The sequence below is a fragment of the Sphingopyxis sp. NFH-91 genome (genome assembly GCF_021401285.1).
GTDB lineage: Bacteria > Pseudomonadota > Alphaproteobacteria > Sphingomonadales > Sphingomonadaceae > Sphingopyxis > Sphingopyxis terrae_A.
Map to the genome: position 1 here is coordinate 290619 of NZ_JACBGA010000005.1, position 20267 is coordinate 310885.

Genomic DNA, 20267 nt, shown 5'->3' on the forward strand with positions numbered 1-20267 from the left:
TCATTCGTGCGTGACGCCGATGGCGTCAATTGTCTAGACCGCGGCCGTGCGCTCGCCTAAGGCTCGGCGCGCGATGCACGCCTATGCGAATCCGACCCGTTTTCTGGCCATTGCGCGTCCGCTGACGCCGTGGCTGCTGTGGCTGGGACTGGCGTTCTTGCTCGCCGGGGCATGGGCCGGACTGACGATGGTGCCGGGCGAAGCGAAGCAGGGCGAGACGGCGCGCATTCTCTATGTTCATGTTCCCGCCGCCTGGCTCGGCATGGGGGGCTGGACGTCGCTCGCTCTTGCAGGATTGGTGCAGCTCGTGTGGCGGCACCCGCTGGCAGGGATTGCGGCGCGCGCGATCGCGGTTCCTGGCATGCTGTTCACCGCACTGTGTCTCGCGACCGGATCGATCTGGGGAAAGCCGACCTGGGGGACCTGGTGGGAATGGGACGGCCGCATGACGTCGATGCTCGTGCTGCTCTTTCTCTATGCCGGTTTCGTCGCGTTGACGACGGGCGACGAAAGCGAGCGGCAGGGCGGAACGCTTTCGCGCGTTGCGGCGATTTATGCGCTGGTCGGCGCGATCAACATCCCGATCATCAATCGCAGCGTCGTGTGGTGGAACAGCCTGCATCAAGGGCCGAGCATCACCATGCGCGGATCGAGCATCGACGGCAGCCTGTTGTGGCCGCTGGGCTTGACCTTGGCCGGATTTTCGCTGCTATTCGGGGCGATCGTATTGATGCGCATGCGGCGAATCATTGCCGACAATCGCGTCGCGGCGCGCCTGCGCCGGTTGGCGGACGATGAGGGGACCGAATTTTGACCGGCGTCATAACCGGAAACGGTCAATGGGCCTATGTCGCGGCTGCCTATATGCTGACCGCGCTCCTGACCGGAGCGGTGGTCTGGCATAGCTGGCGGACGATGACGAAGGCTGAAAAGCGCAGCGCTGCGCTGCGCAGGGACCGGACATGAAGGCGAAACATCAACGACTGATCCTGGCGGCGGTGGCGCTGTGCGGCGTCGGCGGCGCGGGGGTTCTCGCGGCGAGCGCGCTGCGCGACGAGGCGGCCTATTTCCGCACGCCTGCCGAAATTCAAGCGGGCAAAGCCGAAGTGGGCGAAGCAATGCGGCTGGGCGGAATGGTGGCGGCCGGCAGCATCAGGCATCAGCCCGACGGCGTGACGATCCGCTTCGTCGCCACCGACGGAAAGGCATCGATCCCCGTCGAATATAAGGGCATCGTGCCCGATCTGTTTGCCGAAAATGCCGGAATGGTCGCCGACGGCCGGATGCGGGCCGATGGCACCTTTGTGGCCGACCGTATCCTGGCCAAGCATGACGAACGCTATATGCCGCCGCAAATGGGCGATATGCCCAAGGCTATGAAAGCAGCGCCGAAAGCATGATCGCCGAACTGGGTCTCGCGCTGTTGTGGATGGCTGCGGCGCTCGCCTGCCTGTCGCTCGTCGCGGGCAGCCTCTATCTGCGGAGCGGCAAAGGCGATCTTGCAGCCCTCGTCCGGCCGGCGAGCGTCGCGCAGGGCGTTTTGACCGCGGCGGCTTTCGCGATGCTGATCGCGCTTTTCGTGCGGTCCGACATGTCGGTCGAACTGGTGGCGCGCAACAGCCACAGTTTGAAGCCGATGCTGTTCAAGGTCGCGGGCGCCTGGGGCAATCATGAAGGATCGATGCTTCTGTGGCTCACGATCCTCGGCCTGTCGGGCGCGCTCGTTGCGATCTTCGAAAAGCGGCTGCGCGAGGATACGCTGGTCGCAACGCTTGCTGCGCAGGCGGCGCTGAGCCTCGGCTTTTTTGCGTTTCTGCTCTTTTCATCGAACCCCTTCAAGCGGCTGCCGATCGCGCCGCCCGACGGGCAGGGGCTGAACCCGCTGTTGCAGGATCCCGGGCTCGCCTTTCACCCGCCGACGCTTTACGTCGGCTACGTCGGTTTGTCGGTCGCCTTCAGCTTTGCGGTCGGCGCGCTGATCACGCGCGAGATCGGCCCGGCCTTCGCGCGCGCCATGCGGCCGTGGGTCTTGGGAAGCTGGATTTTCCTGACTCTGGGAATTACCGCCGGCAGCTATTGGGCCTATTACGAGCTGGGCTGGGGCGGCTGGTGGTTCTGGGACCCGGTTGAAAATGTGTCGCTCATCCCGTGGCTTGCAGGCGCGGCGCTGCTCCACTCGGTGAGCGTGACCGCGACGCGCAACGCGTTGCGCGCATGGACGGTGATGCTCGCGGTTGTCGCTTTCTCCATGTCAATGGTCGGCACGTTCATCGTGCGGTCGGGCCTGCTGACCAGCGTGCACAGCTTTGCCGTCGACCCCGAACGCGGAACCTTCCTGCTCGCGCTGATGGCGATCTACATCGGCGGCGCATTGACGCTGTTCGCGTTGCGCGCCAGCAGCGTCGCCGAAGGCAAGAAATTCGCGCTGCTCAGTCGCGAGGGGTCGCTCGTCATCAACAATCTGCTGCTCACGACGATCCTTGCGCTCGTGCTGCTCGGTACGCTCTATCCGATCGTGGCTGAGGCCATGGGCGAAAAGATTTCGGTCGGACCGCCCTATTATAACAAGGTTGCGGGCCCGCTCGCGCTGATCCTGTGTCTGGTCATGGTGGCCGGTCCGCTACTCGCCTGGCGCAAGGACGACGGGCGCAAGCTGTGGTCGCGACTTCCTGCCGCGATTCTTGCCGGGTCGGCGGTGCTGTTCGGCCTGATCCTGTTCGGCGGCAAGGTCGGCGTGCTGCCGCTGCTTGGCATGACGGTCGCCGGGATCGTCGCGGTTGCCAGCCTGGCGCCATTGTGGGGCCGCAATCTGCGCCGGACGCCGCTGCCGACATGGGGCATGGTGATCGCGCACTTCGGCGTCGCGGTCGCGCTTGCCGGGATGGCCGCCGAAAGCGCTTTCATCAAGGAACGGCTGGTGGCTGCGGCGCCGGGCGAGACGGTCACCGTCGATGATTTCACGGTGAAGTTCGTCGGCGTCCGCCCGATCGCTGGCCCCAATTACACCGCGGTCGAAGGAACGCTGATCGCGACATCGCCCTCCGGACACAGCTTCACCCTGCGGCCCGAGGCGCGAACTTTTCCGGGCCTGATGGGCGGCGCGCCAACCGAAACCAATGAGGCCGCATTGCTGACGCGGCCGGGCGGACAGCTTTATGCCGTGCTCGGCCAGCCGGTCACGGGCGCCGATGGCCACGCCGACCGCTACCAGCTTCGCCTGTGGTGGAAGCCGCTCGTCTGGTGGATCTGGCTGGGTGGGGCATTGATCGCGATCGGCGCGGCGCTGTCGCTGCTCGGCCGTGCGCAATTGCTGGCCCTGTGGCGCAGTCACCGCGCGCGCAAGGCCGAGGGGCGCTACCCATGAAGACCCGCTGGATCCTGTTTGTGCCTTTGGCGATTACCGCGCTGCTGTTTGGGGCCTTCATCTATCGCCTGACGACTCCGCCCGAAACGCTGATCCAGTCGCAGTGGATCAACAAGCCGATGCCGTTGTTCGACCTGCCGCCCGCAACCGCCGGCGTCGAGGGCCTGAAAAGCAGCGACCTCGCCGACGGGCGGCCGCGCCTCGTCAACGTCTTTGCCAGCTGGTGCATCCCGTGCCGTGCCGAGGCGCCGCAGCTTGAGGCGCTGAAGGCCGCGGGCGTTCCGATCGACGGCATCGCGATCCGCGACCGGCCCGACGATGTGGCGCAATTCCTGCGGGAAAATGGCAATCCCTTCGACCGCATCGGGTCGGATGTGCAAAGCAGCGTCCAGATCGCGCTCGGCTCGTCGGGCGTCCCCGAAACCTTCCTGATCGACGGCAAGGGGATCATCCGCGAACAGATACAGGGCGTAATCCTTCAGGAACAGGTGCCGGAAATCGTCGCCAAGCTGGAGAAGATGAAGTGAGGGGCTGGACCATCCTGCTCGCCTCGCTTGTTCTGGCCGCTGCGCCTGCGGCCGCGCAGGATCGCCTGCCGCCGGCGCCCTATGCCTATCAGCAGCTTCCCGATCCCGCGCAGGAAGAAAAAGCCAAGGCACTTATGGAAACGTTGCGCTGCCTCGTCTGCCAGGGGCAGTCGATCGCCGACAGCGATGCGCCGCTCGCCGGCGACATGCGGCATGAGGTGCGCACCAAGATTGCCGCGGGAGAAAGCCCCGATGCGATCCGCCAATGGCTGGTGGCGCGCTATGGCAATTGGGTCAGTTACGATCCGCCGTTCGATGCGGCCACCGCCCTGTTGTGGCTCGGGCCGCTCGCTTTCCTGTTGCTCGGAGGATGGCTGGCCTTCGGGCGTTTCCGCCGCGACGCAGGCGATGCGGAGAACGCTCCATGATCTGGATGTGGATATTGCTTGTCGGCTTGGTCACGCTGGGCGCCATCTTCTTGTTCGGCAAGCTGCCGGCGGCGGCTCGGCCGCTTGCTGTCGCTGCGGTCATGGTGGGCGTCGCCGGTTATGCTCTGCAGGGTAGCCCATCCTTGCCCGGCAAGCCGATCGTGGCGCCCGAACAGCTTGAAGGGTTCGGCGAGGCGATCACCGATCGTCAGCAGGGTATGGCCGACCGTTTTGGACCGGCCGCACAATGGATCGCGATGTCGGACGGCTTTGCGCGAACCGGCAAGACGGCGCTGGCTGCGCAAACGCTTGAAAAGGGGCTGGAGCGTTATCCCGACAATGTCGATCTTTGGGTCGGCTTGGGCAATGCGCTTGTTGCGCATGGCGGAGGCGTGATGTCGCCCGCCGCCGCGCTCGCGTTCGATGAGGCCGCAAAGCGCGACCCGAACCATCCCGCGCCGCCTTTCTTTGCAGGCCTTGCGATGGCGCAGAGCGGCGATCTGAAGGGTGCGGACGCGGTATGGAGCCAGCTTCTGGCGCGCACCCCGCCCGATGCGCCGTGGCGCGCGGACCTCGAGATGCGGCTGGCCCAATTGCGACAGGCGATGGGGCCGGACCTGTCCCCCGATGCGCCGACCGGGCCTTGATTCAATGCTATTCCTGTCTCTCCCGCTGGTCTAAGGCGCGCCAATGACTGTCGAGTCGCAACAGGGTCAGGCAAGCGCCGAAAGCGCCGCGCCCACCGGAATCGAAGCGGGCCAAACGGGTCACGGCCATCACGGTGACGGCACGCTGAAGCTGGCGGTCGGCGCCGTCGGCGTCGTTTTCGGCGATATCGGCACCAGCCCGCTCTACGCTTTCCGCGAAACCTTCGCCGGCCATCATTCGATCGAAGCCGACCAGCTGCACATCTATGGCGTGCTCAGTCTCGTCTTCTGGTCGATGATGCTGGTCGTCACTTTCAAATATGTGATGACGATCATGAAAGCCGACAACAAGGGCGAGGGGGGCAGTCTGGCGCTGCTCGCGCTGATAAGTCGCTCGTCGGGCGGTGCTCGCTGGACCTGGCCGATCGTTTTGCTCGGCGTTTTTGCCACCGCGCTCTTTTACGGCGACAGCATGATCACTCCGGCGATGTCGGTGTTGTCGGCTACCGAGGGGCTGCAATATGTCAGCCGCGGTTTCGAACCCTATATCGTTCCGATCGCGCTTGCGATCCTGATCGGCCTCTTTGCGATCCAGTCGCGCGGAACCGCGAAGGTCGGGATGCTTTTCGGGCCGATCATGCTCGGCTACTTCGTGATGCTCGCGGTGTTGGGCGTCATGCATATCGTCGATCATCCGACGATCGTCATGCACACGCTGAACCCCATCAACGCGATGCGCTTTTTCTATTATGACGGCTTCACCGCCTTCATCGCGCTTGGGGCCGTCGTCCTCGCGGTAACGGGGGCGGAGGCGCTCTATGCCGACATGGGCCATTTCGGCCGCGCGCCGATCGGGCTGAGCTGGTTGTGTTTCGTACTACCCGCGCTGATGCTCAATTACATGGGGCAGGGCGCGATGGTGCTTGCCGGACAGGTCGCACCTACGGCGCAACTGATCCAGGATCCCTTCTTCCTGATGATGCCCGACGCGTGGCGCGTCCCCGTCGTGCTGCTCGCGCTGCTGGCGACGATCATTGCCAGTCAGGCCGTCATTTCGGGCGCCTTTTCGTTGACGCAGCAGGCCATCCAGCTCGGTTTCGTGCCGCGCCTGCGGGTCGAACATACCAGTGCGTCGGCGCAGGGGCAGATTTACATTCCCGTCGTCAATTGGGGCCTGATGGTCATGGTCATTCTGCTCGTGCTGTTCTTCGGTTCGTCGAGCAATCTGGCTGCGGCTTATGGTATCGCCGTGACCGGCGCGATGTTCATCGACACCTGTCTGATGAGCGTGGTGCTGTTCAGCCTGTGGCGCTGGCCGGCGTGGAAAGCGCTGCCCGTGCTCGCGGTATTCTTCATCGTCGATGTCGCCTATTTCGGCGCCAATCTGATCAAGGTGCCCGATGGCGGCTGGGTGCCGCTCGTGATCGGTCTGACGATCTTCACCATGTTGACGACCTGGTCCCGCGGCCGCAAGCTGATGCAGCAGGAAATGGCGGAAAGCGCGATGCCGATCCCGGTGTTCGTGAAGTCCGCGGCGAACAGCGCAACGCGCGTTCCGGGCACCGCTGTCTTCATGACGTCGACCTCCGATGGGGTGCCGCACGCTCTGCTTCACAATCTGAAGCACAACAAGGTGCTGCACGAACGCATCATCCTGTTGACCATCAAGATTGCCGACGTGCCGTTCGTGCCGGAAACGAAACTCTGCCAGCTTGACGATCTGGGGCAGGGATTTCACCGACTGATCCTGCACTATGGTTTCATGCAGCCGGTCGACGTGCCCGATGCGCTGAAACGCACGACCGCGTGCGGCGGCGAATTCAAGATGATCGAGACGAGCTTCTTCCTGTCGCGTCAGACGCTGATTGCCGCCAAGAAGCCCGGCATGCCGATCTGGCGCGAAAAGCTGTTCGCATGGATGCTGCGCAATTCGGAAAGCGCGATGGAGTATTTCCGTCTGCCGACCAACCGCGTGGTCGAACTGGGAAGCCAGGTTGCCATCTGATCGTCAGCTCTGAACAGACAGGCGTCTGAACATCGGCGCGCGTCGTGCGATGCTGGGGCGAACCCATCGGGACGCGCGACATGCAAGCAGGGATTAGCTCCGCCTCGTTACGGCCCGCCGCGCCGGCGCCCTTCGCGCTGATTGCGGGAAATGACTTTTCGACCCTGCCGGGGGGCGCCGAAGTCGCGCTGAGTCATACGGCGCCTCGCTCGGAGCCGCTGGCGCTGTCGTGCGGCCATGCCCAAAAGCCGCGGCCCTCACCATGGTTATCATGATGTGATGACGGCGCGGGTCGATAGGATCCGGATATGTTTCGAGCGGCAGATCAATCGCGACGCCCCCGCGGCACGGCGCACGGCCGCGATGCGTCCGGCGTTGCTGCAGGACAGCTTGCGCCGCGCGCTCACCGACCGCCGCGGCACCGGCTTTAACCGGCGCGATCCGATGCGCTTGTTCGCGGATCGCCCATATCTTGACGAAGCGATCACGCGGCTGTTCCGTTAGCCTTGGAGCCGCACCTTGCCCTGCAATTCGGACCATGCGTCCTGATATTGCGCTTCGAGTTCAGCGACGAATTCGGCGACCGGGCGCACGCCGCGGACCGAGGCGATCCCCTGACCCGAGCCCCAGATATCCTTCCATGCCTTTGCCTTGGTGTTGCCGCCAGACCCGAAGTTCATCGTCTTGAGGTCGCCTTCCGGCAGATTGTCGGGATCCATCCCCGCGGCCACGATCGATTGGCGCAGATAATTTCCGTGCACGCCGGTGAAGAGGTTTGAATAGACAATGTCGGCCGCGCGCCCTTCGACGATACCGTTCTTGTAGCCGTCGTCGGCATTGGCTTCGGCAGCGGCGATGAAAGCGCTGCCCATATAGGCCAGGTCGGCGCCGCACGCCTGGGCAGCGAGGATCGAGCGACCGTGGGCAATGGCACCCGAAAGCGCCACCGGGCCATCGAACCATTCGCGGATTTCCTGCACCAGCGCAAAGGGCGACTGGGTGCCGGCATGGCCGCCGGCGCCCGCGGCAACGGGGATCAGTCCGTCGGCGCCCTTTTCGATCGCCTTGCGCGCGAAGCGGTCGTCGATGACGTCGTGCAAGGTGATGCCGCCCCACCCGTGGACCGCCTGGTTCAATTCCTCCCGGGCGCCCAATGAGGTGATGGTGATCGGCACCTTCCATTTTTCGCAGGTTGCAATATCCGCCTCGAGCCGATCGTTCGAGCGGTGAACGATCTGATTCACGGCAAAGGGGGCTGACAGCCGGTCGGGGTTGGCGCGGTCCCATGCCGCCAATTCCTCGGTGATGCGGTGGAGCCACTCGTCCAGCAGCGATTGCGGCCGGGCGTTGAGGGCCGGGAAGCTGCCGACAATCCCCGCCTTGCACTGCGCGATGACCAGATCGGGGCCCGAAACGATAAACAGCGGCGAGCCGATGACGGGCAGGCGCAGGCGGTCGAAAATCGGGGGAAGGGCCATGAATCAGTCTCTCCAAGATGGTCTTGAGCTTACCCTAACGTAAACGGAAGGTGGCGCAAGCATGAAGCGCCGCGCTCTGCTTGGCGTAGCCGCGTCTGGGGACATCGAGCGTGTTGGGCATCAAGACAGACTTGCGCCGTTGTTTGGAAGGATGGTGCCGTCGTTCGTCGAGCCGCAGCGTCGGCCCGTCGAAGAGACGATGCTTAGTAGATAAAGCAAAAATATCTCTATCTTTCTATAAGTTGGACTAAGCGTGTGCCGGTTGGGCGGTATGCGATTCGGAGTTCGCGCGTCGAGTTATTGCCCTGCCCAGGTCGCGGGCTGGCCTGACAAGCCTGCCGGACCCCTTCGTTTCCCCCCGCCGAAGGATTTATACCATGCCTATCCCCTCCCCAAATAACGGTGTGCCGCGCGGCGGTTGCGACTGCCTGCCGCTACCGGCCGGTGATGCGCCCGCTATGCCGCCGCCAAACACATACGTCCTGCGTTACGAAGATCGATGGTTCGGCATCGAGAAGCACGTCGCTTTCGAGGCGGCAGATCTCGTTGCAGCGCTAGCCCTAGCTGAGAGCGAGCCGGTTGGTAGCTGGGCCGAGCTTAGTGATGGTGAAGGCGTGCTCATCTGCCGCCGCGGCGGGGCACTGGGGGCCGCGGATTACTGGTCGGTCGATTAGTCCGGCGCTGCATCAGTGGAGCGCTGCGACCAGCTGGCGCATCGTGGCGTGAAGCCGCATCATTTCCGTTTCGCCCAGCGTTTTCGTCAGTTCGGCCTCGGCCTCGCGGCTTAGACGGGCAAGGGTGTCGACCGCGGCTTTGCCTCGTTCGGTAAGCACAACCCGTTTCGCTCGCCCGTCGTCGGGATCTGGGCCGACGGCGACATAGCCGAGTTTGGCCAGGCTGTCGGTCAGATAGGCCATGCTCTGTTTCGTCATGCCGGCCCGCTCGGCGAGGTCGACGACCCGCGACCCGGCGGGGTCGATGTTGCGTAGCAGGCTGGAGTGAGCGGGGCGGAGGTCGGCGAAGCCGGCGTCGCGGGCCTGGCCGTAGATGCGGGTGCGCAGCCGGTCGTAGGCAAGGTGGAAGAGCTGAGCGAGGCGTTGGCCGTCGCCGGATAGCGGGGGAGGGAGATTTTCGGTCATTGCAGCCTCTTGACACAAGACAGATTAACTGTCTATTGCACCATTAGACAGAATAACTGCCTATATCGGCGATCCGCCGGAGGCTGTGATAGAAAGTGACGGCAATGGAGCAGGTGGTGGCCGCGATGGACCGCAGCGACGAGATGGTGGCCCGCAATCTGGCGGTGGCGGCGGAGCATATCGAGAATGAGGCGCGCGATCCGGCGTCGGTGATGGATCTTTATACCGATGACATCGTCCTGGAAGTGCCGGGACGGGGGCTATATCTCGACAGCAAGTCGGCAATCGAGGCCAATTACCGCCGCATGTTCGCCTCGCTGGCTGAGGTCGAACTGGAGCCGCTCGACCGTTTTGCCACCGAAACTCGCGTCGTCGATGACATGAAGGTGCGCTTTCGCCTGACGGGTGACGGGATGGTCAATGCACCGGTGGCGATCGGGGCGCGGGTCGAGCTCCGGCTGGTGCATGTCTTTCACATGCGCGGCGGACGGATTGCCCGCGAAATCGTGCATGAGGAGTGGCGCACCATCGGCTGAGCGGCGCCTCGCACGGCGCACCTGTCAGGGCGCGGGCGCGGTCGTTCTGGCTTCAGCCTCCTCCACGACCCGCGCTTCCTTTTCGGCGCGCAGGCGTTCGGAGTGGAGCAGCTTGTCGGCCATCGCCTGCCACGCCGCGGCGGCGCGCAGATTGCGGTCGCGCACCTGCGTCAACGACGATGCGTCGGCATCGGTGCGGCACTTGTCCGCCTGGGCGATGTAGAATTCGGTGGTGGCCGACATGGCTGCTCTTCCTTGTACGGTTGTCCGTTACGGTCGATCAATCGACCATATCGGCGATCAGGCGCCGAAGCTCGCGGCGCGACAGCGTCGGGCGGCGGCGCGGCGCGCGGGCCGGAGAAATCCGGGCCGTCTGCGCCCGGCCGGCCAGCGACAGCGCGGGCAGAGCGGGAAAAATCGAAGGGTTGTTATAGAAGTTCGTCATCATCTTTATCTTTGCTTTGGATGTTGTGGTTTTTGGAGACCGGCGCCACTGCGCCGATCCCGTATCGTTTGACCCTTGAAGGATCAGAGCCCGCGCCGTTTGCGCTGGCTGGGCGGAACCGGCCCGCCGCCGCGTTCGCGGTAGACAAGGCGGCCCTTGCTGAGGTCATAGGGCGTCACTTCGACGCGCACGGCGTCGCCGACGACCGACCGGATGCGGAAACGCCGCATCCGGCCCGCCGTATAGACGATCAGCCGATGACCGTTTTCGAGCGTGACGCCGAAGCGCCCGTCGGGCAGGATCTCGTTGATCTGCCCTTCGAAGGTCATGACTTCCTCTTTGGCCAAGATCAGGCCGACTGGAGGTTGACTGCCGACGTCTTGCCGTTCTTGCCGGTTTCGAGTTCGAACTGGACGCGCTGGTCCTTGTCCAACGTCGTCATGCCGGCGTTCTGGACGGCGGTGATGTGGACGAATGCGTCGCCCGAGCCATCTTCATTTTCGATGAAGCCATAGCCCTTGTCCTGGCTGAAGAATTTTACGGTGCCGATCGGCATAGGGTGTTTCCTTTCACGAGAAACGGGAATCCCCCGGCAAAAGCACCGGAGGAGCTGGTAGCGTGTGAAGGGAAGAGTCTGCCCCAAGGGGCCGTCAAATTCCGTCGCAGGCGACGTTAGCGAGGCCGATATGGAGGATTGTTCCCGAAAAGTCAAGGTGCCGCGCAAATGGCGGTAAAATTGCGCGCCGCAACGCCCCCCGATTTTAAGTCATCCCGAGCCGGCGGAATATAAGCAAGACGCGCCATTCTATTTTCCACGATCGCCACAATATTCGCCATTATTCAGCCGCGCAGCGCCGTTTTACGTGGCGTGCGCCGCGCGCCCGGCGGCGGGGGGCGGACCGACCGCGCGATCGTTCGCGCGCGCCCGCGTTTCGACCATGCGGTCGAGCCGCGCGTCGGTGCGGCGGCGCTTGGCAAAACTGCGCCCCTCTTCGCGCAGCATCTCCACCGGCTCGTCATGCCCCGGATCGCGCAGTCGAGAAACTCGTCGGCGAGCCGCGTCCGCGCAATCAGCACCGCCGCCGCGCAGCCGATGCGAAACGTCGCCCCTTAGGGCCGCTGTTTCAACTGATAGGCGGCGGACGGCGACATGCCGACCTTCGCCCGCTGAAGCTGAGTTTTCCAGTGGGAGATTGCGAGGAGGCGAGTGATGAATGACTTCTTTAAGCTCCATTCGCCGCGCTAAGTATCGCCCGCACGCTCGCCGTCGCGACGTCGGTATCGAGGCCGCAGCCGAACAGGCTTTTCCCGTCGGCGGTACGGCATTCGACATAGGCTGCGGCCTGCACGTTGCTGCCTTGGCCGATCGCGTGTTCGCTGTAATCGACGATGTCCATCAGCGGGCCGCCGGATTCGGCGAGCGCAGCGATGACGCTGCTCATCAGGCCGTTGCCGCGGCCGCTGACGCTGCGTTCGGTGCCGTCGATGGTTAGCTTGCCGGCGAAGATGCGGTCGGCGCCCGAATGGGTCTCCGACCAGTCGACGAGCTGGAAGCGCTTGCCTTCGGTGGCGAGATAGGTGCGTTCGAACGCCTGCCAGATATCGTCGGCGGCGAGTTCGCGGCTCGTTTCGTCGGCGAGCGCCTGGACGACGTGGCTGAAGCTCGCCTGCATCTTCTTGGGCAGCTTCAGTCCCTTGTCCTGTTCAAGCACCCAGGCGACGCCGCCCTTGCCCGACTGGCTGTTGACGCGGATCACCGCTTCGTAGCTGCGGCCCAGATCGGCGGGGTCGATGGGCAGATAGGGCACCTCCCACGCTTCGTCATTCTGGCGTTCGCGTGCGGCAAAACCCTTCTTGATCGCGTCCTGATGGCTGCCCGAAAAGGCGGTGTAGACCAGATCGCCGCCATAGGGATGGCGCGGGTGGACGGGGATATTGTTGCAATATTCGACCGTCTGGATGACCTGATCGATGTCCGAGAAATCCAGCTCGGGATCGACGCCCTGCGTGTACATGTTGAGCGCGATGGTGACGAGGCAGGTGTTGCCGGTGCGCTCGCCATTGCCGAACAGGCAGCCTTCGACGCGGTCGGCGCCGGCGAGCAGGCCGAGCTCGGCTGCGGCGACGCCGGTGCCGCGGTCGTTGTGCGTGTGCAGGCTGATCAGCGCGGCGTCGCGGTTCGGCAGATGCTTGCCGAAATATTCGATCTGGTCGGCGTAGATATTGGGGGTCGCCGCCTCGACCGTCGCGGGCAGGTTGAGGATGATCGGCTTGTCGGCGCTGGGCTGGAGAATGTCCATCACCGCGGCGCAGACCTCGATCGAGAAATCGATCTCGGTCGTCGAGAAGCATTCGGGGCTATATTCGAAGCGCCAGTCGGTGCCGGGCAGGCGCGCGGCATTGTCGCGCAGCTGCTTCGCGCCTTCGACGGCGATCGCCTTGATATCGGCCTTGTCCATGCCAAAGACGATCTTGCGCCACGCGGGCGCGACGGCGTTGTAAACGTGGACGATCGCGGTTTTCGCGCCCGCGAGGCTGTCGAAGCTGGTGCGAATGAGGTCGGCGCGGCTCTGCGTCAGCACCTGCGGCGTGACGTCATCGGGGATGCGGCCCGAGCGGACGAGGTTCTGGATATAGTCGAAATCGGTCGCGCCCGAGGCGGGGAAGCCGACCTCTATCTCCTTCAGCCCGCAGCGCACGAGCAGGTCGAAGAAGCGCGTCTTTTTCTCGGCATCCATCGGATCGATCAGCGACTGGTTGCCGTCGCGCAGATCGGTCGACAGCCAGATCGGCGCGCGCGTGATCGTGCGCGAGGGCCACTGGCGATCGGTCAGCGGAATCTGGGGAAAGGGGCGGTATTTGACCGAAGGGTCGCGGAGCATGGTCATGGGGTGAAATTCTTCTGCTGGGATTGGCTGGCTGTGTCGATCGGACCCTTGAGCGGGTGGCCGCGACTAACGCGCAGCCAGTGTCACGCCCAAGGGCGTGTAAGTCGCAGAAGAAGAAGAGCGTTGCCGCGCATGGCGCCCCCATGATGCATAATGTCGCGCTTGGCAAGGGGAACGTGCGAAAATGTCGCCGGACCGCCATCCAGGAGGATGGGGGCGGCCCGGCGCAGGGTGGGGTTAACGGTGGGAGAGGGCGTTGCCCCCTCAGGCGTCTTCGTTGTCGCGGACGTGGCCTTCGTCGGGATCGCGCGCGTCGTCGTCATCGTCATCGAAATCATCGCCGAATTCGAAGACTTCCTCCTCGACCATATTGTCAGCGGCGTGGATGCGCACGCCGATCAGCCAGTCGGCAAGCGGGCCTTCCCAGCCCGCCTCGACCGGCGCGAGCGCATCGGCGGCGCTGCCCGCCGGGCGATCGCCGACAAGGTCGAAATCCTGCACCCCGTCGTCGGGCGGGGTGATGTAGACATGGGGTTCGAGCCGGACATGCGTCCATCCGGCGGTGGGGGCGAGGCCGTCGGCCTCGACAATCAGCAGCGGATCGTCCGCATCGCCGCCGACCATGGCGGCCACCTCGACTATTTCGCGAACCAGTTCGCTCATCGTGCCGACTCCTGCGAAAAGGGCGGGACCCCAACCGGACCCCGCCCCCTGGCTAGCGGCGCTGTGTGACAGATTGATGCGTCACTGTTTTTCGAAGGCGGCGTGGATGTCGAGCTTCACCTCGTCGCTGACGAAGGGGATGCCGTAGAGGACACCGAAATCGCTGCGCTTGATCGTCGTTTCGGCTTCGAAGCCGACGGTATCCTTCTTGCTCATCCCCATGCCGGCGCCGTGAAATTCGACGTCGAGGGTGACGGGGCGGGTAACGCCATTGAGGGTGAGGTTGCCCGTGACCTTTGCCTCTGTCCCGTCGTCGTCGAGGACGACCGCAGTCGAAACGAAGCGGGCGTCGGCGGGGGCGGGACCGAAGAAGTCGGGCTTGCCGCCGTCCTTGCCCGCGCGCAGCAGATGCGCGGTCAAGCCGGCGCTGGCGGTGGTGACCTTCGACACCGGGATGACGACGTCGACCTTTGCGGCGGCAGGGTTGGCGGGATCGAGCACGAGGGTGCCGGTCACGTCGCCGAAGATGCCGGTATAGTTGCTGAAGCCGAGGTGATCGACGCGCCACACGACCATCGTGTGCGCAGGATCGGCGGCGTAGGTGCCGGCGGTAACGCGGCTCTTGTCGGGCGCGCCGGGGGCGCCGGGCGCCTGGGCGACGACGACGGGAACGGCAACGACGGCAAGAGCGAAAAGCGTGGTGAGCGATGCGATACGGCGCATGAGCGGGAGCCTCCTGTTGGGGAGACGCGATGCTAGGCGAGGGCGCGCGTCGCCGTCAATCGCGTCGCCCGGAAACGCAGCGTTTCGTCCGCTCAGTCGATCCCGTCGCCGATCAGCGAGAAGGGCGCCCAAGCGCTGGGGTGCGACCAGCTTTTGAGGAAGTCGTCGGCGCGCGGATCGTTGCGGATATCGCGCATCGCGTGCTGTAACGCCTCGGCGCGCGAGAGGCCGGGGTTCTTCTGCATCAGTTCGAACAATCGCACGGTGAGTACCGAGGCGACGTCGTCGCGCACCGGCCAGTGCGAGGCGAGCAGGCTTTCGGCGCCCGCGAAGAAGAAGGCGCGCGCCAGCCCCGACAGCCCCGGCGCCCCTTCGCTGCCGTCGCCCGAGGCGGTGTTGCACGCCGACAGCACGACCCAGCGCGCGCCGAGGTGCAGCCCCGCGACTTCAGACGCGGTAAGCAGCCCGTCGTCGAGCGGGGTCGCGGTGGCGGGCGGGGTGAAGACCAGGCCGGGTTCGGCGAGCCCCTTTACCTCGCCCGCGATCAGCCCGTGGGTCGCGAGAAAAAGCACCGAGAGATGTTCGAGATCGCTGCGCTTGAGATTCGTTTCGGTAGCGGTGCCGGCGAGATAGAGGCGCGCGGCGTCGGCGCCGAGCAGCGCCTGCATCGCCTTCAATTCGGCCTCGGTCCCCGGCAGCCGGGCAAGGCGGCGCAGCGCCGCGGGATCGGCGAGCGGCTGCGCATCGCCGATCGCGGGTTGCAGCCCGGCGGTGACGGGGAGTCCGCTGCTGCGCGTGCCGCGCGCGCGGGCGCCGGCAATGCCGCGTGCGGCCGCCTGACCCTCGAGCACCGGATCGCCGAAGCCGACCATGCGCGTGCCCGCCTGGCCCTCGTCGCGCGCCGCGACCGCGCGCAGCAATTGCAGCGACTGGAGCGAAGGAAGCTGAAGCAGCGCGGGGCCGTCGGCGAGCCATTTCGTCGCGCGCAGCACCGCAGGATCGCCATCGGCGCCGGTCGGCTTTTCGGTGACGAGGATGCCGAGCGGCAGCGAGGAAAGCGACCCGGTCGCGGCGGTGAAGAGATGGCGCTTGCCCGCAAGATCGGCGGCGAAGGGCGCGAGCAGCCGGTCGTAGAGCAGCCAGGCGGTGCCGCGATCGAAGGGAAAATCGCCTTCGCCTTCGGCCGACCATTTTGCATCCTCTTCGGCGGTAACGTCGATACTGGCGCCGACGTCCCACAGCAGGCGGCGCACATGCGCGTTGACCTCTGCCGCGGGCATGTCGGCGCGATTCCAGCGCAGCGCGTCATGGGTGACGAGCAGGACATGGGTGCCAAATTCGGACGGCACGAGCATGACGAAGGCTTCGTCGGGCGCGAGCAGCGCCTGCGCCTCTGCGATGGCGAGCGGACGCGGCCGGATCAGCGCGAAATAGTCGGGTGTCGCCGCGGCAATCGCGGCATCGACCTGCGCGCGGCGATCGTCCTTGCGCGCGATTTCGGATTGCAGCGTCGAGAACTGACGCTGGCGTTCGGCGGGGTCGTCGGGGAGCGTTTCGAGCTTCGTGTTGAGCGCCGCGATCTCTGCATCGATCCGGCGTCGTTCCTCGACGAGCGGCGAGACCGAAGCGCGCGCCGCGGCGCGTTCGGCGGCGGCGCGCGCGACGGCCCGGCTGGTCGTTCCCGCCATCGCATCCTGCAACGCGGTGAAAGCCTGATCGGCGGCAGCGCCGTCATGCACGCCCTTCGCCCACAGGGCGTCGGCGTAGAGCAGGAAATAATCGGCGTAGCGGCGTTCGCCGAGCCATGCCCAGGGATCGGCGGTCACCCAGTCGAGCTTCATTTCGTCGAAGCGGTCGAAGCCGAGCGCATCGCGGAAACTGGTCATGCCGAGCGCGGCATGGCGCGCCGCGGCGAGCGCCAGCGCAGGATCGCCGCGGTTGCGCAGCAGCAGTTCGGAAAGATCGGCCTTGAGCGCGTTGAGCGTGTCGTCGGGATCGCCGAAGCTGCCGCGCCGCGCCGAGCGCCGGTCGGGGTCGAGATAGAGGGCGAGATGGTCATTGGCGGGATCGCCCAGCACATCGGCCAGCACTGCGATCGCGGCGGCGCTGCGATCGCGCTTCTTGAGGAAGGTGGTCAGATTGTCGAGCGCATGAAGGGTACGGAAATCACCGGCGCCAAACGCCTTGCGTTCGACGGCCAGCGCCTCGCGGTAGACGGCTTCGGCTTCGGTATCATTGACGGGCAGATCGTCGAGATCCCAGGCAAGGTCGCGCAGCGCCTTGGCATATTCGTCGCTGTCCTCGCCGTAATGGCCGGCGAACAGCGCCACCTTGCGGCGGCTGTTGGCGATGCGTTCGATCTCGTCGCCATAGCTCGACAGGGTGCGTCTCTCCGCCTCGATCGCCTTTTGCTCGGCGTCGAAATCGATCCCGGCGAGCTGGGTGCCGACGAGCGCACCGAAACCATAGCGGGCGAGCTGGTCGCGGGCGCGGTCGGCCTTGCCCGCCGCGACCGCCGCCTTGGCATAGGCTTCGGCGATGCCGGTCACATCATTGACCATATCCTTGTCGAAATATTCGCCGCTGCCCGCCTTGCCCTTCGTATAATGCGGGCTGGCGACCAGGATTGCGAGGATGCGTTCGTCGAGGGCAAGCGCGTCGTCGGGGTGGTTCGCGCCCGCAAGCGCGGCGCGATAGTCGTAATAGCGGCGGACGAGGCGGAAATCGGGGCCTTCGCAATCGTCGCCGGTGCAGGCATCGATCGCGGCGAGGTTGTCGTCGAACAGCCGTTTGCGCAGCGCCCCGGCGTCGTCGGCGCGGCCGACGAGGGCGAGCAGCGCAGCGTAGCTCGACAGCATGTCGGCGCGCTTGTCGCGCGCGCGGTCGCAGCGCGTGCCCCATGCCGGGCCCTCGCACCCCGCCCAGCGCGGTTCGAAGCGCGCGATGACGGCATCGAAAGCGGCGACGGCTTCGCCGCCGCGCCCGACGTCGTTGAGCATCTGTCCATATTCGAGCAGGGTATCGCCAAGATCGGTATCGTCGCGCGCGCAGCCCATCACCATGCCGGGGACCCGGCGGCCGCAGCCATAGGCTTCCTCGGTCAGCGCGTGGACATAGTGGGAGAAGGGCTCGATCGCCTCTTCGCGGTAGCCGTTGACGCGCAGTGCGATCGCATATTGGCGTTCGACATCGGCGGTCGCATAGGTGCCCGCCCCGTACAGCGCGGTGGCGATTTCGACGGCGCGTACGAGCGCCTGCCGCGATTCGGGTGCCCGGTGCGCCCAGCTGAGATTATTCGCGTGGACGAGCAGCTTGGCGAGATAGGGAGCGCTCTTCTCGCCGCGGTCGGCGGCGATCAGCTTGAGCGTGCGTTCGGAGATGGCGGCGCGGTCGGTAAGATCGGCCGCCAGTTCCTTGCGGTCATTCTCGGCAACCTTCTCGGCGGTCGCCGGTGACAGGTCGGGGACGATCTGCGCCGCGGCCGGTAGCGCGGCGACGAGCCAGAACACCGCCCATATCCCCGCCAGCATCGTCCGCATCCGCCGCATATCCCGCCCCCCGCGAACGGCCGCGCCGGCAAGGCGGCGAAGCCGGAAGCCAAAGGGTTAGGCAAAATTGCGACGCGGCGCAAATCGGGCGTAGAGGGCTTTGGGGAGCTTGGGCGGCTTTGGCGGGAAGCGAGGGTTATTGCCCCGCGGCGCGGCGCTCCGCAAACCATTGGCGCAGCATCGCGGCGGTGCAGCCGGTGAAGCCGTAAGAGCCGATCACCGAGCAACTGTCGGGACGCGTCAGGCGGGCGACATTGTCATAATCCTCGACCCGCGCGCCCCAGGCGCTGCCGCCGACCGACGTGTCCTCGTCCTTGCCGCGCAACTCCTTCGGCACGCGGTAGCGGTCCGATTCAGGGCGCTGGGCGCAGACGACGATGTCCTCACCCTCGGCGACCGGACAATGGTCGTCGCCATAGGTGACGAGAAAGGAGATGCGTTCGGGCGGTTCGCTGTGCTGCGCGAGGCTTTCGTCCTGCGCGGCGGCGGGTAGCGGGGCCAGCAGCATGGCAGCGGCGAGCAGCAGCGACGGGGCGGCGGTTGAAATCGACATGGCGTTCCCTCTGACCATCCCCGTATCCGCAATAGGCACGCGAAGATGAACGCAAGCCGAACCGGGCTCAGGCGATATCGAGCGACGCGGCGATGGCGGCCCATATTTCAGCGAGTTCGTCAGCGCCGGTGCAATAGGGCGGCATGACGTAGACGCTGTTCCCAAGCGGGCGCAGCAGCACGCCCCGATCGCGGTAGAAGGCGGTGAGGCGGGGAGCGAGCGCCGAAAGATAGCCCGCATCGGGAACCACGAGATCGAGCGCGGCGATGGTGCCAAGGTGGCGCGTGTTGGTGATGCGCGGATCGGCCGCCAGCATCGCGAGATGCGCGGCCTGCGCATCGGCGAGCGCGTCGATCCGCTGCTGCACCGGTTCGTTGCGCCAGATGGCGAGATTGGCGTTGGCGGCGGCGCAGGCGATGGGGTTCGCGGTGTAGCTCGACGAATGATAGAAGGTCTTTGCGCGGTCGGGCGAATAATGCGCCGCGAATATCGCTTCGCTGCACAGCGTCACCGCGAGCGGCATCGCGCCGCCGGTGAGGCCTTTCGACAGGCAGACGATATCGGGGATCACCCCCGCCTGGTCGCAGGCGAAGCGCGTGCCGGTGCGGCCCCAGCCGGTCATCACTTCATCGGCAATGAAGAGAACGCCGTGCGCCGCACAAATGCTGCGCATTTCGGCGAGCACCCACGCGGGATAGATCAGCATGCCGCCGGCGCCGAGAATCAGCGGCTCGACGATGAAGGCGGCGGGCTTTTGCAGGCAGGCGGCTTCGAGCGCGTCGAGCGTGGCCTGCTCCATGCCTTCATGGGGGAAGGGGATGGCGTCGACGTCGAACAGCAAAGGTTGCCACGCGCGGTTGTAGACGCCGCGCTCCCCGACCGACATCGTGCCGATCGTGTCGCCATGATAGCTGTGGTCGAGGACGAGAATGCGGCTGCGCGCCTCGCCGATGTTGAACCAGTAGCCGAGCGCCATCTTGAGCGCGACCTCGACGCTGGTCGAACCCGAGTCCGAAAAGAAGACGCGGGTGAGCGGGTCGGGGGTGATGCGGATCAGTTCGGCGGCGAGGCTCTCGGCGGGTTCGTGTGTCCAGCCCGCGAAAATGAGCTGGTCGAGCTTTTCGGTCTGGGCGCGGATCGCGGCCATGATTTGCGGGTGCGCATGGCCGTGCGTCGTCACCCACCAGCTTGAGATCGCGTCAATCCAGCTATTGCCCTCGGCGTCGTAAAGGCGCGCGCCGCGGGCGCGGTCGATCAGCGGGATCGGCTCGCCGAGGCCGTGCTGAGTGAAGGGGTGCCAGACGGGGGACATTGGCGGTTTCT

At 65.4% G+C, this 20267-nt stretch carries 24 protein-coding genes; 11 read left to right on the forward strand and 13 right to left on the reverse strand.

Going from position 1 to position 20267, the window contains the following annotated elements; translation table 11 throughout:
• The first annotated feature begins 73 nt into the window (after positions 1-73).
• From ccmC to L0963_RS13275, 9 genes are all read left to right on the forward strand, one after another.
• Complete coding sequence (gene ccmC / locus L0963_RS13235) at positions 74-814, forward strand: heme ABC transporter permease CcmC (RefSeq protein ID WP_234179942.1); 741 nt, start codon at positions 74-76, stop codon at positions 812-814.
• Positions 811-966 carry a hypothetical protein gene (locus tag L0963_RS13240; protein WP_186402276.1) on the forward strand — a complete coding sequence of 52 codons (156 nt, stop codon included), beginning with the start codon at positions 811-813 and terminating at the stop codon, positions 964-966. The genes ccmC and L0963_RS13240 overlap by 4 nt, the downstream gene beginning before the upstream one ends.
• Positions 963-1400 (forward strand): cytochrome c maturation protein CcmE, encoded by a 438-nt coding sequence (gene ccmE, locus L0963_RS13245; RefSeq protein WP_062902721.1) that lies wholly within the window; start codon positions 963-965, stop codon positions 1398-1400. The genes L0963_RS13240 and ccmE overlap by 4 nt, the downstream gene beginning before the upstream one ends.
• A complete protein-coding gene (locus L0963_RS13250) occupies positions 1397-3364 on the forward strand; it encodes a heme lyase CcmF/NrfE family subunit (RefSeq protein ID WP_234179945.1) in 1968 nt (655 codons plus the stop codon). Before ccmE ends, L0963_RS13250 begins: the two co-directional genes overlap by 4 nt.
• Positions 3361-3891 (forward strand): DsbE family thiol:disulfide interchange protein, encoded by a 531-nt coding sequence (locus tag L0963_RS13255; protein ID WP_186402274.1) that lies wholly within the window; start codon positions 3361-3363, stop codon positions 3889-3891. The genes L0963_RS13250 and L0963_RS13255 overlap by 4 nt, the downstream gene beginning before the upstream one ends.
• A complete protein-coding gene (locus tag L0963_RS13260) occupies positions 3888-4319 on the forward strand; it encodes a cytochrome c-type biogenesis protein (protein ID WP_062902718.1) in 432 nt (143 codons plus the stop codon). The genes L0963_RS13255 and L0963_RS13260 overlap by 4 nt, the downstream gene beginning before the upstream one ends.
• On the forward strand, positions 4316-4966 hold the full coding sequence (locus L0963_RS13265) for a tetratricopeptide repeat protein (RefSeq protein WP_062902717.1): 651 nt from the start codon (positions 4316-4318) through the stop codon (positions 4964-4966). Before L0963_RS13260 ends, L0963_RS13265 begins: the two co-directional genes overlap by 4 nt.
• 43 nt (positions 4967-5009) lie before the next feature.
• On the forward strand, positions 5010-6971 hold the full coding sequence (locus tag L0963_RS13270) for a potassium transporter Kup (protein ID WP_234179946.1): 1962 nt from the start codon (positions 5010-5012) through the stop codon (positions 6969-6971).
• A gap of 237 nt (positions 6972-7208) precedes the next feature.
• Positions 7209-7475 carry a hypothetical protein gene (locus tag L0963_RS13275; protein ID WP_234179948.1) on the forward strand — a complete coding sequence of 89 codons (267 nt, stop codon included), beginning with the start codon at positions 7209-7211 and terminating at the stop codon, positions 7473-7475.
• Here the strand turns inward: L0963_RS13275 and L0963_RS13280 are convergent.
• Positions 7472-8449, reverse strand: a complete 978-nt coding sequence (locus L0963_RS13280) for an NAD(P)H-dependent flavin oxidoreductase (protein ID WP_234179950.1) — start codon at positions 8447-8449, stop codon at positions 7472-7474. The genes L0963_RS13275 and L0963_RS13280 overlap by 4 nt on opposite strands.
• A gap of 377 nt (positions 8450-8826) precedes the next feature.
• Between L0963_RS13280 and L0963_RS13285 the strand changes: the two genes are divergently transcribed.
• Entirely contained in the window at positions 8827-9123 is a 297-nt protein-coding gene (locus L0963_RS13285; RefSeq protein ID WP_234179952.1) for a hypothetical protein, read from the forward strand.
• A 12-nt stretch (positions 9124-9135) separates the two neighbouring features.
• Here the strand turns inward: L0963_RS13285 and L0963_RS13290 are convergent, their stop codons facing one another.
• Entirely contained in the window at positions 9136-9588 is a 453-nt protein-coding gene (locus tag L0963_RS13290) for a MarR family winged helix-turn-helix transcriptional regulator (RefSeq protein WP_234179954.1), read from the reverse strand.
• A gap of 125 nt (positions 9589-9713) precedes the next feature.
• Here L0963_RS13290 and L0963_RS13295 point away from each other — a divergent pair, with 125 nt between their 5' ends.
• Positions 9714-10124, forward strand: coding sequence for a nuclear transport factor 2 family protein (locus L0963_RS13295; RefSeq protein ID WP_234179979.1), 411 nt, complete (start codon positions 9714-9716; stop codon positions 10122-10124).
• Positions 10125-10148: 24 nt separating this feature from the next.
• Here the strand turns inward: L0963_RS13295 and L0963_RS13300 are convergent, their stop codons facing one another.
• The 11 genes from L0963_RS13300 to L0963_RS13350 all read right to left on the reverse strand — a co-directional run bounded on the left by L0963_RS13300 (position 10149) and on the right by L0963_RS13350 (position 20256).
• Positions 10149-10367, reverse strand: coding sequence for a hypothetical protein (locus L0963_RS13300; protein WP_062902711.1), 219 nt, complete (start codon positions 10365-10367; stop codon positions 10149-10151).
• 37 nt (positions 10368-10404) lie between these two features.
• On the reverse strand, positions 10405-10569 hold the full coding sequence (locus tag L0963_RS13305; protein WP_162928321.1) for a hypothetical protein: 165 nt from the start codon (positions 10567-10569) through the stop codon (positions 10405-10407).
• 83 nt (positions 10570-10652) lie between these two features.
• Positions 10653-10916, reverse strand: a complete 264-nt coding sequence (gene infA / locus L0963_RS13310) for a translation initiation factor IF-1 (protein ID WP_040590296.1) — start codon at positions 10914-10916, stop codon at positions 10653-10655.
• A gap of 2 nt (positions 10917-10918) precedes the next feature.
• On the reverse strand, positions 10919-11125 hold the full coding sequence (locus L0963_RS13315) for a cold-shock protein (RefSeq protein ID WP_003047572.1): 207 nt from the start codon (positions 11123-11125) through the stop codon (positions 10919-10921).
• Positions 11126-11428: 303 nt separating this feature from the next.
• The gene (locus L0963_RS13320; protein WP_234179956.1) at positions 11429-11578 is read right to left on the reverse strand and encodes a hypothetical protein; all 150 of its coding nucleotides are present in this window, start codon (positions 11576-11578) and stop codon (positions 11429-11431) included.
• Positions 11579-11792: 214 nt separating this feature from the next.
• The gene (gene leuA, locus L0963_RS13325; protein WP_234179981.1) at positions 11793-13451 is read right to left on the reverse strand and encodes a 2-isopropylmalate synthase; all 1659 of its coding nucleotides are present in this window, start codon (positions 13449-13451) and stop codon (positions 11793-11795) included.
• Between the two features lie 270 nt (positions 13452-13721).
• Entirely contained in the window at positions 13722-14120 is a 399-nt protein-coding gene (locus L0963_RS13330) for a hypothetical protein (protein WP_234179958.1), read from the reverse strand.
• An 81-nt stretch (positions 14121-14201) separates the two neighbouring features.
• Complete coding sequence (locus L0963_RS13335; protein WP_186402266.1) at positions 14202-14843, reverse strand: YceI family protein; 642 nt, start codon at positions 14841-14843, stop codon at positions 14202-14204.
• Between the two features lie 92 nt (positions 14844-14935).
• Positions 14936-18391, reverse strand: a complete 3456-nt coding sequence (locus tag L0963_RS13340) for a CHAT domain-containing protein (protein ID WP_234179960.1) — start codon at positions 18389-18391, stop codon at positions 14936-14938.
• 136 nt (positions 18392-18527) lie between these two features.
• Positions 18528-18944, reverse strand: a complete 417-nt coding sequence (locus L0963_RS13345; protein ID WP_062902705.1) for a hypothetical protein — start codon at positions 18942-18944, stop codon at positions 18528-18530.
• A gap of 67 nt (positions 18945-19011) precedes the next feature.
• On the reverse strand, positions 19012-20256 hold the full coding sequence (locus L0963_RS13350) for an adenosylmethionine--8-amino-7-oxononanoate transaminase (protein WP_186402264.1): 1245 nt from the start codon (positions 20254-20256) through the stop codon (positions 19012-19014).
• Positions 20257-20267: the final 11 nt, after the last annotated feature.